Here is a 13,284-nt window from a genome sequence, read left to right as displayed (position 1 = left end):
GAGAGGAAGAATGATGACGTTCTCCCGCAACACCCTCCGCCTCGCCACGGCCACCCTGGCCGTCGGCGCGCTCGCAGCCCTGACCGCGTGCTCCTCCGGCACCGCCGCCGCCAAGCCGGACACCCCGATCGAGGTCCCCGGCACGAGCGCTGCCGGCAACGCGCACATGAACGACCTCTACGACAAGGCCGTCTCCGGAGGCAAGACCGACATCGTGGTCTACGGCCCCAGCGTCTCCTCGCAGAAGGCGCTGTTCAAGGCCTTCACGGACCGCTTCCCCGGGATCAAGGTGGTCCAGCAGGATCAGCCGGACGCGCAGAGCATCACCAAGATCGAGACCGAGGCGCAGAGCGGCAACCGCATCGCCGACATCTACGACGGCGGCGAGTCGCCCCAGGTCGCCGCGAAGGCCGACCTGTGCACCAAGGCCGACGTGCAGACGGCTCCGGACGGCTTCGAGATCCCGACCAACTTCGACGGCCGCCTCACCTACTACGCGATGCGGTACTTCGTGTTCGTCTACAACACCGACATGGTGAAGGAGAACGAGGCCCCGAAGAACTGGAAGGACCTGCTCGACCCGAAGTGGAAGGGCAAGATCACGGTCGGCGACCCGACCGTCCCCGGCGGCATCCGCTACATCCTCACCTCGCTCATGGTGCCGGAGAGCGCGGACAAGTGGGGCAAGCCCTACGTCGAGGCGCTCGCTCAGCAGGACGTGCAGTTCGCGCAGTCCGAGCCCAACGTCCCCGCGGACGTGGCCAGCGGCCGGTTCCCGATCGGCATCGCGGTCTACCAGGGCTTCTACGAGGACGTGAAGGCGAAGGGCGGCCCGGTCGCCGCGGTCTTCCCGCTCGACGACGGCGGCAACTTCATGTCCCGCACCGGCATGTGCATCGTGAACAAGGCCCCGCACGCGGACGCCGCGCAGCTCTACATCAACTGGCTGTACTCGCCCGAGGGGCAGAAGGCGCTCGCCGAGAAGAACAAGTCGTACGGCTGGACGCCGGACGCTCCCGGCCCGCAGGGCGCTCCGGCGCTGAGCAAGCTCGGACGCCTGCCGTTCTCCAACCCCGACCCGAACTTCAACCAGCCCTACTTCGACTTCATCAACGCGCAGTTCAAGAAGTAGCCGTTTCGAAATCCGACGTCCCCCAGCGAGAGAGCACTGATCGGCATGACTGAGGTCCAGGTATCAGGACTGACCAAGCGCTACGGCGGCAAGACCGCTCTGCACGGATTGGATCTGACGATCGGATCCGGCGAGTTCGTCACCCTGCTCGGCCCCTCGGGCTGCGGCAAGACGACGACCCTGCGGTGCCTGGCCGGTCTCGAGCGCCCCACGGGCGGACGCATCAGCATGGGCGATCGCATCGTCGTGGACACCGACCGGCGCACGTTCGTGCCGGCGGACAAGCGGCAGGTGGGCATGGTCTTCCAGAGCTACGCGCTCTGGCCGCACATGAGCGTGGCGGAGAACGTCGCGTACCCGCTCAAAGTCGCGAAGGTGGGGGCGGCCGAGCGCCGCACCCGCGTCGCCGACATGCTCTCCGCGGTGGGACTCGCGGGCTTCGAGACCCGACCGGTCACCGCCCTGTCGGGCGGTCAGCAGCAGCGGGTAGCTCTCGCCCGCGCTCTGGCCGCCCGGCCGGGCATCATCTTCTACGACGAGCCGCTCTCCAACCTCGACTCCAAGCTGCGCTATCAGATGGGCCAGCAGGTGCGCGCGCTGCACAACCAATTCGAGACGACCTCCGTCTACGTCACGCACGACCAGGAGGAGGCGATCACGCTCTCGGACCGGATCATCGTGATGAGCGAGGGCGCGATCGTGCAGGACGGCACGCCGAGCGAGCTGTACGACCGCCCGAACTCGGCGTACGTCGCCGACTTCATGGGCTTCCAGAACATCCTCCCCGGAACGATCCGCGCGGTGCGCGACGGCATCGCCGACGTCGAGGTCGACGGCACCTCGCTCGTCGTCGCGGGCGTCGTGACCGGGGAGGCGGCGCCGGGGGAGAGGGCCGATGTGGCCTTCCGTGCCGCGCACGCCAGGATCATGCCCGCCGGCGATCTCGCTGCCGGAGCCGGGCGGTTCCGCGCGGACGTCGAGCGCAGCACCTATCTCGGCAGCGCCGTCAACCTGCTGGTCCGCGCCGACCGGCTGCCGCTCCGCGTGCGGGTCGAGACGGGCGAGATGACCGCGGACGCGGTGCCGCGTCCCGGTGACGAGTACGGCTTCGCGATCAACCCCGCCCGTGCGGTCGTGATCCCGCACCGCGCGGCGGCGGCACCCGCCGAGGACGACTACCTGACCACGATGACCGATGCGATCGTCGCCGCGCACTGAGCGATCGACGCCTGAGAGGAACGCCCATGAGTGACCTGCCCACCCCCCGCTCCGACGCGCCGCGCATTCGCGAGCTCGCCGAGATCGGCGGCCGCTCCGACACGCGCGACGTGCTCGCCCACGCGACCAAGCAGGCGCGCGACGACTACGACGACTACTTCATCGTCGACATCGACGCGCACGTCTCCGAGGATCACTTCTGGGGCGAGGTGCTGAGCCTCATCGACAACGACGTCTGGCGCGACCTGGGCATGAGCCAGTACGCGGGATTCGCCGGCAACAACGCGCTCCTCAACATCCAGCCCGGCATGTCGCAGCAGAGCGTCGGCGGCCGCATCGGCCACCAGGGGCGCAAGGAGCCCACCGACGGCACGGAGGGGCACCCGTTCGTGACCGCCGCCCGGCGCGGCATGGACGCGATGGGACTCGACTACCAGGTGGTGTTCCCGAGCGCGATGCTGCTGCTCGGCATGCACCCGCAGGACGAGGTCGAGGTCGTGCTGGGCCGTGCCTTCAACCGCTGGCTCACCGAGGTGATCCTGCCGCCGAACCCGCGCCTCAAGGGCATGCTCTACCTGCCCTACAACACGCCCGAGGTGTGCGAGGAGCTGGTAGAGAAGTACGCCGACGATCCGGGCATCATCGGCTACACGGTGTGTTCGACGCGCAACAACCCCGTGCACTCCGACGTCTACACGCGCCTGTACAAGCTCATCGAGGACAGCGGAAAGCCGCTCGCCTTCCACTCCGGCTACCACTGGGGGGACCCGTCGTTCGCGCAGCTGAACCGCTTCCTCTCGATGCACGCGCTCTCCTTCACGCACTACAACCAGATCCACGTCACGAACTGGATCATCAACGCCATGCCGGAGCGCTTCCCGAAGCTCAAGATGGTGTGGGTCGAGAGCGGCCTGGCCTGGATCCCGTTCCTCATGCAGCGCCTCGATCACGAGGTGCTCATGCGGCCGAGTGAGGCCCCCGGTCTCAAGCGCCTGCCGAGCGAGTACATGAAGGAGATGTGGTACACGACCCAGCCCATGGAGCGGACCAACATGGAGCTGCTCGAGGCCACCATGAAGTCGTTCAACGCGGAGACGCAGCTGCTCTACTCGTCCGACTGGCCGCACTGGGACTGGGACGCCCCGTCCACCATCACCCGCCTGCCCTTCCTCTCCGAGCAGGCCAAGCGCAACATCCTCGGGCTGAACGCCGCACGCGTGTTCAACCTCCCCACCGACCGACAGAAGCCCTCCGCGGAGCGTGTGCTCCAGGAGCGACCCGGGATCTCCTGACATGACTGAGAACATCACCACCACCCCCGAGATCGCCGAGCTCTCGGCGGTCGTCACCCGCCTCGGCGAGCTCGTGCAGCACGTGAGCGACGAGGAGCGCGGAGCCGAGGTCTCCGACGAGCAGATCGCCGACGTGCTCCATGCGGCCGCGCGGCTCTTCTCCGCGAAGACCGACCGGGTCGGCAAGATCGCCTGGCCGGTCCGCGAGGACGCGCTCAACGCGACCGAGACCGTCGTGCTCGTCACGGCGCTCCTGGACGCCGCCGACGTGAACCTCTTCGACATGGCGATCTGGTACCGGAGGGCCGAATGAGCGCGCAGGTCGTCCGCCGGGACGTCGTCGTCGCGAGCCTCGCCGACCTGCGGGAGCGGGAGCGGATCATCGTCGACGTCGACGGGACGGAGCTCGGCCTGTACTTCCACGCCGGCGAGGTGCGTGCATGGCACAACGTGTGCCCGCACCAGGGCGGGCCCGTCTGCCAGGGCAAGATCATGCCGCGCACCGTGCAGCTGGTGCGCGGCGAGGGCGGGCTGAAGAGCGGAGGGCCGGGGTTCCACCCCACCGACCGCAATATCGTGTGCCCCTGGCACGGCTTCGAGTTCGACGTCCTCACCGGCAAGCACCCCGCGGACCGCCGTGTCGGGCTGCGCCCGATCCCGGTCCGCGTCGACGCGGACGACGTGATCGTCACGGTCTGACGCGACGCCCGGGCCCCGGCCCCGTCGTCCTGCTCCCCGCGAGCAGGACGACGGGGCCGCGTCGTCCGCGGGCGTACAGGATGGCGGTCGTAGGCTGGAGGGATGAGCGACTATCTCGTCCGGCCCGCGCGGGCCGCCGACGTCCAGGGCATCTACGCACTCCTGGAGCCGCTCGTGGAACGACGCATCCTGCTGGGCAAGGACATCGCGGTGCTCTACGGCGCGGTGCAGGAGTTCGTGGTGGCGGAGGCCGACGGCCGGCTCATCGGCTGCGGCGCGCTGCACGTCATGTGGGAAGACCTCGGCGAGGTGCGCACCCTGCTCGTCGAGGAGGGGTGGAAGCACCACGGCGTGGGGCGGGCCATCGTGGAGCGCCTCGAGACCCACGCGGTGGACCTCGGCCTGAGCCGGCTGTTCTGCCTGACCTTCGAGGTGCCGTTCTTCGAGCGTCGCGGCTTCGCGCAGATCGGCGAGCAGGTCGTGGACCCCGACGTCTACACCCAGCTGCTGCGCAGCGGCGACGAGGGCGTGGCCGAGTTCCTGGACCTCGCGCACGTGAAGCCGAACACGCTCGGCAACACGCGGATGCTCAAGCACCTTGTCTAACCTGGAATCATGAGCTCTCGCCAGTCCGCCGCCGTCTATCGTCGCCGGCGGATCGTGGTCCTCGGCATCATCATCGTGCTGCTCGCGCTGCTGATCGTGCTCGTGTGGGCGCTCGTCGGGCGCGGCGCGTCCGGCGGGGATCCGAAGCCGGTGCCCACGACGTCGTCCACGCCGTCGCCGACGGCGTCGGTGCCTCCCGCCACTCCGGATCCGAGCGCGGACGCGAGCCCAGACCCCGCCGCGACGACGCCGGGGCCGACGAGCACGGCGGGCGCGGGGCCAGTGCCGTGCACCGCGGCAGAGGTGCAGGTCACGGCCGTCGCCGATCACGACAGCTACTCCGCCGACGAGAACCCGAAGCTGTCGATCTCGCTGACCAACAACAGCGGCAAGGACTGCACGATGAACGTCGGCACCACGACGCAGGCGTTCACGATCACGAGCGGGAGCGACACCTGGTGGCGCTCCACGGACTGCCAGCAGACCCCGAGCGACGCGATCCAGACCATCAAGGCCGGTGCCACGATCACCAGCTCGAACCCGGTCGTCTGGGATCGCACGCGCTCGAGCGTCGACACCTGCGAGGCGACCGACCGGCAGCGTGCCCCTGGTGGTGGGGCGGCCTACCGCCTGACCGTGTCGATCGGAGGGTTCCAGAGTACGAATCCGGTGCAGTTCCTGCTGAATTGAACCTGGACGGAAAGTGGGAATATGTCGCCTGGGTCCAACCTTTGGGATACCATAGACACCAAGTCTTCGAGATCTTGACGGTTGCCATCCCCAGTGGCTTCGACAATCTTAAGCGTCCCCAGCGCATCGTCGTCCGTCGTCGAGGACTTTGAGGGCCTCTTCGATCGTCTGTCCCCAAGCGATGAGCGAAGAGGTCCTCTCCTATGCTGGAACGATGGCCGTGAAGAAGTCGAAGAAGAAGGCACCGGCCGCGGCGGACTTCCGCTCCGAGGCGCTCGCGCAGGCGCTCGAGAAGCAGGACATGGCCGCGGTGGCGCTCGCCCTGCGCAACGGCAACACGGTCGTGCCGCTGATCCGGCCCGGCGCGAGGGATGACCCGCGGGACGGCGGCGAGGTGTGGACATACCGGGATCCGGCCACGGGCGACGTCGCGCTGCTGCTGTTCAGCGACGCGAAGCACAAGCCGGCGAACCTCCCGCCCGGCGTCGGCATCTACTCGCCGCTGTGGCTGCGCTCGTTCCTCACGACCCATCGCGAGGTGATCACGACCGTGTTCCTCGACATCGCGGGCCCGCACCCGATGCAGGCGCCTCCGGAGGAGCTGCTGCGCGCGCTCGAGGCCTGACCCGGCGTCAGAATGCGGGCACCTCGTCGTCGAGACGGCGCGGGGCACGGTGCGCCTTGACGTCGCCGAGCGCGCCGCGCAGGGTCGCAGAGCGGTCGTCGATCACGTGCGCATAGCCGAGCCGGGCCGCCTCCGAGCGGCGCTGCGCCGCCTGGGTGACCGGGCGCACCTCGCCCGCGAGGCTCAGCTCACCCACCGCGGCGAGCGTGCGCGGAACGGCGTTGTCCATGAGCGAGCCGGCCACCGCGATCGCGATCGCCAGATCCGCCGCCGGCTCGACGAAGCGCACGCCGCCCACGGTCGAGACGTACACGTCCTTGTCGCTGGTCTTGATGCCGGCCCGGCGCTCGAGCACCGCGAGGACCATCGCCACACGTGACGAGTCGAGTCCGTTCACGACGCGGCGCGGGTTCGGCGCCTGCGTCGGGATCGTGAGCGCCTGCACCTCGACCGGCATCGCACGTCGGCCTTCGAGCGCGATCGCGACGCACGTGCCGGGCACGGGACGTCCGCGCGAGAGGAACAGGCTCGACGGATCCGGCACCTCCGCGATCCCGGATCCGGTCATCTCGAAGCAGCCGACCTCATCGGTCGGACCGAACCGGTTCTTGAGCGCGCGGATGAACCGCAGTGAGGTCTGCCGGTCGCCCTCGAAATGGCAGACGACGTCGACGAGGTGTTCGAGCACGCGAGGACCGGCGACGGACCCGTCCTTCGTGACATGCCCCACGATGACGATCGGGAGATCCCGATCCTTCGCGACCCGGATGAGCGCCGACGCGACCTCGCGCACCTGCGCGGGTTGGCCTGCGGCACCATCCGACAGGGCGGAGGCGACGGTCTGCACGGAATCGACGATCACGAGCTCGGGGGAGACCTCGTCGATGTGGCCGAGGATCGTGCCGAGGTCGGTCTCCGCCGCGAGATACAGCTCGTCGTGCAGAGCGCCGGTGCGCTCGGCGCGCAGCCGCACCTGCGCCGTGGACTCCTCGCCGCTCGCATAGAGCACCCGCCGGCCGGAACGGGCCGCGGCGGCCGCGACCTCGAGCAGCAGCGTGGACTTGCCGACGCCGGGTTCGCCGCTCAGCAGGATGGCCGCGCCGGGCACGATGCCGCCGCCGAGCACGCGGTCGAATTCGGCGACCCCGCTCGAGCGCCGTGGCGAGTCCTGGGACGTGAGCGACGTGATCGGGCGCGCCTGCCGGCCGGCGGACGGGGTCGTCGCCTCGATCCGGCGCACGATGCCGGTCTGCGCGGCCTGCTCGGTCACCGTGCCCCACTGCTGGCACTCACCGCACCGGCCCACCCATTTCGCGGTCGTCCATCCGCACTCGGTGCAGACGTACGCGGGTGCGGAGGGTTTCCGGGAGGCCATGCAGCAAGGCTAGCCGGGGGCACCGACGCTCCGTCTCGTGACGCCGACGACGGGCGGGGCGAGGGGCGCACCGGTAGCCTCGAACCACACGACGAGGGAGCGCGCATGAGCCAGGGCACCACCACCTTCCGCACGGTCGAGGAGCAGCAGCAGCGCGTGCTCGCCGCCGTCCGCCCGCGGGCCGCGGTGTCGATCCCCGTGGATGAGGCCGCCGGGTTCACGCTCGCCGTCGACGCGGTCGCCGTGAACCCGGTGCCGGTCTTCGACAACTCCGCGATGGACGGCTTCGCGGTGCGATACGCCGACGTCGCCGCCGCGAGCGAGGCGGATCCTGTGACCCTGCGCGTGACGGCGGATCTGGCGGCGGGGAGTCCGGAGGATCCGCCCCTCGCCCAGGGATCCGCGGTGCGCATCATGACCGGATCCGCGCTGCCGACCCAGGCCGACACGATCGTCCCGTTCGAGGACACCGTCGGCGGGCTCGCGGATTCGCTGCAGACCGCCGTCGTGCAGCGCGCGCCGCGCGCGGAGGGGGCGCACGTGCGCCGGGCCGGGGCTGACGCGGCCGCCCGCTCCGTGGCCCTGCCCGCCGGCGCGCTGCTCGGACCGCGGCAGCTCTCGGCGCTCGCATCGGTCGGGATCGCCGAGGTGCAGGTCGCGCCCCGGCCGCGGGTGGCCGTGGTGTCGACCGGATCCGAGCTGGTGCCTCCCGGCGCACCGCTGCAGCGCGGGCAGATCCCCGAGTCGAACGGCGTGCTGCTGGCCGGCCTCGCGGCCGAGGCCGGGGCCGAGGTCGTGCTGCGCGAGGTCGTCGGCGACGAGGGCGACGGGCCCGCCGAGGCCGCCGCGCGGGCCGCGACGCTCGGCGCGGACGTGGTGATCTTCTCCGGCGGGGTGAGCGCGGGTGCGTACGAGGCCGTGCGGCTGAGCATGGGCGAGACGATGGAGTTCGTCGCGGTGGCGATGCAGCCCGGCAAGCCGCAGGCGTTCGGCGCGACCGCCGAGGGCATGCTGCTGTTCGGGCTGCCCGGCAATCCGGTCAGCGCCGCGGTGTCGTTCGAGACGTTCGTGCGCCCCGCGCTGCTGCGGCTTCAGGGTCGGGCCGAGGTGCACCGCACGCCCCGCCGCCTGCCCGCGGGCGCGGCCTGGCGCACTCCTCCGGCGCGCCGCCAGTATCTGCCGGCCGTGATCGTCGATGGCGCGGTCGTGCCGGCGACGCGAGGCGGATCCGGCTCGCACCTCACGGTGGGGCTCGCCGGCGCCACCGCCTACGCGATCGTTCCCGCTGAGGTCGAGGCGGTCGAGGTCGGGGATCTCGTCGACGTGTGGGAGCTGCACTGAGCACGCCCGTGGGAGCCGTCGCCGCCCTCGTGCTCGTGGGCGGTCGCGCGCGGCGCTTCGACGGCGCCGCCAAGCCCCTGCAGGAGCTCGGCGGATCGACGCCGTGGCAGCGCACGCTCGCCGCATTCGGGGAGAGGGGAGTCGCCCCGGTGGTCGCGGTCGGGGCCGCCTGGGACACCGATGAGACCGCGCCGATGGCCGGCGCGGCGAACGCTCCCGTGATCTGGGTACGGGAGGATCCGCCCTACGGCGGGCCCGTCGCGGCGATCGCGGCGGGGCTGCCGTTGCTCGCCGGGGTGGAGTGGGCGCTGCTGCTCGCCGGGGACCTCGTGCATCCGGCCGACGTCGTGCGGACGCTGTGCGACGCCGTGCGCGCCGACGAGGGGGAGAACGCGGCCCCTGACCCCGTCGATGCGATCGTGTTCCGCGCCGACGACCGCGCGCAGTGGTTGGCCGGCGCCTACCGCGTCGCGGCGGTGCGCGCCGCGCTCACCGCGATCGTGGAACCGTCCGGCGCCGCCGCCCGCGAACTGCTCGGAGGGCTTCCGACCCGGTGGATCCCGGACGAGGATGGCATCACGGCCGATATCGACACTCCCGCCGACCTGGAACGGGCCCGGGCGGTGCTCGCCGACCCGCCGGCCACCCACGACCCGTACGCCCACCACGACGAGGAGTCCCGATGACCCCGAACGACCGCACCCTGCCCCCCGAGGCGCTGGACGACTGGGCCGCCGAGCTGCGCGAGCGATTCGACCTCGCCGAGGAGGACGTGCCGATCGCCCTGATCCTGGACCTCGCGCGCGACGTCGCGAACGGCGTCGCGCGTCCCGCCGCGCCGTTCAGCGCCTTCGTCGCAGGGCTCGTGGCCGGCCGCGCGGGCGGGAGCCCCGACGACGTGCGTGCCGCGGTCTCCGCGATCTCGCAGCTGGCCCTCGCGCACGGCCGGGACTGATCGCTCCCCGCGGGTGAGTTCCGGGCATCCGGGATCCGGGCATCCGGGATCCGCATGGTGGTGATCCGAACCTCCTATCGCGTGCGGCATTATTCACGGCCGAAGTCCCCGTCGGCGGCGAGGCGCGATGCGAGTATGGAGCCATGGCCAGCGCCGGGCCCGTCTGCGGGCCGATCTCCAGCTATTCGCGAGTACGGATCCTGCACCTCGTGCAGGCGCGTCCGCACCGCACGATCGGCGAGCTGTGCGAGGCCACCGCGCTGCATCCGAACACGGTGCGCGAGCACCTGCAGCGACTGATCGAGGGCGGCTACGTCGTGCAGGCGACCGAGCACCGCACGACCCGCGGACGTCCGCGGGTACTGTACAGCGCCGCCACGGGCGCGCCGGAGGCGTCGAGCCCTGTCGCCAAGCAGAAGGTCGATGACGCCGCCCGCCGCGGGGACCTGCTGCGGCGCATGCTGCAGATCGAATCCTCGGGCCTCGGCCAGCAGGCGGTCTACCAGCTCGACGCCCTCGTCGAACACCTCGAGGAGAGCGGCTTCGAGCCCGTCATCGACGAGGACCGGCTCACCGTCGAGCTCACCCCGTGCCCGCACGCCGCCGCCCGGCCGGAGCACCGCCCCGTGCTGTGCCAGGTGCACCTCGGCCTCATGCAGGGCGTGCTCGCCCAGGCCGGAGGGCCGCTGACCGCGCGCTGCGTACGCTCGGCGGCGCGGCCGGAGGAGTGCACGGTCGAACTGGACCGGGTCGGCGGATCCCGCTTCGCCATCGACGACCGCGTCGGATCCCCGACCGGATCCGCATCCGCTCACCGCACCGGATCCCGCACCGGATCCACGAACGCAGGAGGCTCCGCGCATGGATTGGCTTGATCCGCTCGTCCTGTCCCGCTGGCAGTTCGGGCTGACGACCGTTTACCACTACCTGTTCGTGCCGCTCACGATCGGCATGGCCACCGTCACCGCGATCTTCCAGACCGCGTGGGTGCGCACCGGCAAGATCGAGTACCTGCACCTGACCCGGTTCTTCTCGAAGATCTTCCTGATCAACTTCGCCATGGGTGTGGTGACCGGCATCGTGCAGGAGTTCCAGTTCGGCATGAACTGGTCGGACTACTCCCGCTTCGTCGGCGACGTGTTCGGCGCCCCGCTCGCGTTCGAGGGACTGCTCGCGTTCTTCCTCGAGGCGACGTTCATCGGACTGTGGATCTTCGGCTGGGACAAGTTGCCGAAGAAGGTGCACCTCGCCACCATCTGGGGCGTCGCGATCGGCACGATCCTGTCGGCGTACTTCATCATCGCCGCGAACGCGTTCATGCAGAACCCGGTCGGCTACACGTACAACCCCGCCACCAACCGTGCCGAGCTGACCGACTTCGTGGCGCTGCTGACCAACAAGGTCGCGCTCGCCGCGTTCCCGCACACGATCTTCGGCGCGTTCATGCTCGCGGCCGGCGTCGTGATCTCGGTCTCGGCCTGGCACCTGGCCCGCGGCCAGCACGTCGCCACCATGCGGAAGTCGCTGAAGTTCGGACTGTGGGCGATCCTCGTCGCGACCGCGGGCATCGTGCTCTCCGGCGACCAGCTGGGCCTGGCGATGTACGCCACGCAGCCCATGAAGATGGCCGCCGCCGAGGCGACCTTCAATACGGTGTGCGGCAAGGACGCGGCCTTCAGCCTGTTCACGCTCGGCACCCCCGACGGCAAGAGCGAGCTGTTCTCGATCCGCGTGCCCTATCTGCTGTCGCTGCTGTCGAACCACACCATCGACGGCTGCGTGCACGGCATCAACGACCTGAACGCGGAGTATGCGCAGAAGTTCGCCTCCACGGGCCTCACCGAGTTCAACCCGGTGCTGTGGGTCACGTACTGGGCCTTCCGCTGGATGATCGGCCTCGGGATGGCCCACGCGCTGGTCGCCGTGGCCGGCCTCTGGTTCACCCGCAAGAACGCCAAGCGCGAGCCCGCGCAGTGGATGTGGAAGATCGCGATCTACTCGTTCCCGCTGTCGCTGGGCGCGAACATCGTCGGCTGGGTCTTCACCGAGATGGGCAGACAGCCCTGGATCGTGTTCAGCCTGATGACGACCAAGAACGGCGTCTCGCCCGGGGTGAGCGGGGTCGAAGTGCTCATCTCGCTCATCTCCTTCACCGCGATCTACGCCGCCCTCGCAGTCGTGGAGGTCGGGCTCATCGTCCGCGCCGCCAAGAAGGGGCCCGACATCACAGAGAAGCACGACGAGGACGCCCCTGTCCCGTCGGTCGTGTACTGAGGAAGGAGACGGACATGGATCTCGCAACGCTCTGGTTCTGGATCGTCGCCCTGTTCTTCGTGGGCTACTTCGTGCTCGACGGCTTCGACTTCGGGGTGGGCATGTCGCTGCCGTTCCTCGGCAAGGACGACGTCTCGCGCCGCCAGGTGATCAACACGATCGGGCCGGTCTGGGACCTCAACGAGACCTGGGTGATCGTGGCAGGCGCCTGCCTGTTCGCGTCGTTCCCCGAGTGGTACGCCTCGCTGTTCAGCGGCTTCTACCTGCCGCTCCTGGTGATCCTGCTCGCGCTCATCCTGCGCGGGGTGTCGTTCGAGTACCGGCACCAGCGGGACGACCCGCGCTGGAAGCGCCGCTTCGACACCATGATCGTGATCGGATCCGCCGTCCCCGCACTGCTGTGGGGCGTCGCGTTCGGCAACATCGTGCAGGGCGTGGCGCTGGATGAGAGGCACATCTTCCGCGGATCCGTGTTCGATCTGCTGAACCCGTACGGGCTGCTCGTCGGCGTCACCACGCTGCTGCTGTTCTTCCTGCACGGGCTGTACTTCGTGGCGCTCAAGACCGACGGCGTCGTGCACGAGCGCGCTCGCCGGGTGGCGCGGCTCTCCGCCCTGCCGACGATCCTCGCTGCGGCCGGGACCGTGGTGTGGACGATCGCGATCGCCGCCGGACGCCCGTCGCTGCTCTGGGCGACGATCGGGCTCGGCGCCGTGGCCGCGGTGTTCCTCATCGTGTCGGTGGTGTTCTCGCTGCGCGGCCGCGACGGCTGGGCGTTCACCGCCGGGGTCGTCACGATCCTGACGGCCGTGCTCATGCTGTTCTCCGCGCTGTTCCCGAACGTGCTGCCGTCGACGATCGATCCGGCGAACTCGCTCACGATCCAGAACGCGTCGAGCACGCCGTACACGCTGCAGATCATGAGCTGGACCGCGCTCGTGGCGATGCCACTCGTCCTCGCGTACCAGGCGTGGACGTACTGGGTGTTCCGCAAGCGCGTGCGCCGGTCGACGATCGAGGCGGCGCCCGCGCACGCATGAGCCCCCTGCCGTCCCCGCCGTCCCCGCCGTCCCGGCC

The 13,284-nt window shown here is 70.1% G+C and carries 15 protein-coding genes; 14 read left to right on the top strand and 1 reads right to left on the bottom strand.

Annotated elements, in window-relative coordinates; all coding sequences use genetic code 11:
• Positions 1 to 13: 13 nt before the first annotated feature.
• The 8 genes from RS86_RS03035 (at position 14) to RS86_RS03000 (ending at position 6,262) form a co-directional block, all read left to right on the top strand.
• A complete protein-coding gene (locus RS86_RS03035; RefSeq protein ID WP_045270744.1) occupies positions 14 to 1,132 on the top strand; it encodes an ABC transporter substrate-binding protein in 1,119 nt (372 codons plus the stop codon).
• A gap of 45 nt (positions 1,133 to 1,177) precedes the next feature.
• Complete coding sequence (locus tag RS86_RS03030; protein ID WP_045270743.1) at positions 1,178 to 2,350, top strand: ABC transporter ATP-binding protein; 1,173 nt, start codon at positions 1,178 to 1,180, stop codon at positions 2,348 to 2,350.
• Positions 2,351 to 2,376: 26 nt separating this feature from the next.
• The gene (locus RS86_RS03025) at positions 2,377 to 3,642 is read left to right on the top strand and encodes an amidohydrolase family protein (protein ID WP_052680039.1); all 1,266 of its coding nucleotides are present in this window, start codon (positions 2,377 to 2,379) and stop codon (positions 3,640 to 3,642) included.
• A gap of 1 nt (position 3,643) precedes the next feature.
• A complete protein-coding gene (locus tag RS86_RS03020) occupies positions 3,644 to 3,955 on the top strand; it encodes a hypothetical protein (RefSeq protein ID WP_045270742.1) in 312 nt (103 codons plus the stop codon).
• Entirely contained in the window at positions 3,952 to 4,341 is a 390-nt protein-coding gene (locus RS86_RS03015) for a Rieske (2Fe-2S) protein (RefSeq protein WP_045270741.1), read from the top strand. Before RS86_RS03020 ends, RS86_RS03015 begins: the two co-directional genes overlap by 4 nt.
• A 102-nt stretch (positions 4,342 to 4,443) precedes the next feature.
• Positions 4,444 to 4,947: an amino-acid N-acetyltransferase gene (locus RS86_RS03010; protein ID WP_045270740.1), complete on the top strand. Its 504-nt coding sequence runs from the start codon at positions 4,444 to 4,446 to the stop codon at positions 4,945 to 4,947.
• Between the two features lie 9 nt (positions 4,948 to 4,956).
• A complete protein-coding gene (locus RS86_RS03005; RefSeq protein WP_045270739.1) occupies positions 4,957 to 5,637 on the top strand; it encodes a hypothetical protein in 681 nt (226 codons plus the stop codon).
• Positions 5,638 to 5,851: 214 nt separating this feature from the next.
• The gene (locus tag RS86_RS03000) at positions 5,852 to 6,262 is read left to right on the top strand and encodes a dehydrogenase (RefSeq protein WP_045270738.1); all 411 of its coding nucleotides are present in this window, start codon (positions 5,852 to 5,854) and stop codon (positions 6,260 to 6,262) included.
• A 7-nt stretch (positions 6,263 to 6,269) separates the two neighbouring features.
• Here the strand turns inward: RS86_RS03000 and radA are convergent, their stop codons facing one another.
• Complete coding sequence (gene radA, locus RS86_RS02995; protein WP_045270737.1) at positions 6,270 to 7,637, bottom strand: DNA repair protein RadA; 1,368 nt, start codon at positions 7,635 to 7,637, stop codon at positions 6,270 to 6,272.
• 105 nt (positions 7,638 to 7,742) lie between these two features.
• Between radA and glp the strand changes: the two genes are divergently transcribed.
• The 6 genes from glp (at position 7,743) to cydB (ending at position 13,247) form a co-directional block, all read left to right on the top strand.
• Positions 7,743 to 8,978, top strand: coding sequence for a gephyrin-like molybdotransferase Glp (glp, locus tag RS86_RS02990; RefSeq protein WP_045270736.1), 1,236 nt, complete (start codon positions 7,743 to 7,745; stop codon positions 8,976 to 8,978).
• A complete protein-coding gene (gene mobA, locus RS86_RS02985) occupies positions 8,963 to 9,664 on the top strand; it encodes a molybdenum cofactor guanylyltransferase (RefSeq protein ID WP_052680037.1) in 702 nt (233 codons plus the stop codon). Before glp ends, mobA begins: the two co-directional genes overlap by 16 nt.
• Positions 9,661 to 9,933, top strand: a complete 273-nt coding sequence (locus RS86_RS02980) for a DUF6457 domain-containing protein (protein ID WP_045270735.1) — start codon at positions 9,661 to 9,663, stop codon at positions 9,931 to 9,933. Before mobA ends, RS86_RS02980 begins: the two co-directional genes overlap by 4 nt.
• 143 nt (positions 9,934 to 10,076) lie before the next feature.
• Complete coding sequence (locus RS86_RS02975; protein WP_082076526.1) at positions 10,077 to 10,808, top strand: helix-turn-helix transcriptional regulator; 732 nt, start codon at positions 10,077 to 10,079, stop codon at positions 10,806 to 10,808.
• A complete protein-coding gene (locus RS86_RS02970) occupies positions 10,795 to 12,207 on the top strand; it encodes a cytochrome ubiquinol oxidase subunit I (protein WP_045270734.1) in 1,413 nt (470 codons plus the stop codon). Before RS86_RS02975 ends, RS86_RS02970 begins: the two co-directional genes overlap by 14 nt.
• Before the next feature lie 14 nt (positions 12,208 to 12,221).
• On the top strand, positions 12,222 to 13,247 hold the full coding sequence (gene cydB, locus RS86_RS02965; RefSeq protein ID WP_045270733.1) for a cytochrome d ubiquinol oxidase subunit II: 1,026 nt from the start codon (positions 12,222 to 12,224) through the stop codon (positions 13,245 to 13,247).
• The last annotated feature ends 37 nt before the right edge of the window (positions 13,248 to 13,284 follow it).

This window comes from Microbacterium azadirachtae (assembly GCF_000956505.1).
In the GTDB taxonomy this organism is placed as follows: domain Bacteria; phylum Actinomycetota; class Actinomycetes; order Actinomycetales; family Microbacteriaceae; genus Microbacterium; species Microbacterium azadirachtae_A.
This window is presented reverse-complemented; position numbering and strand designations above follow the sequence as displayed.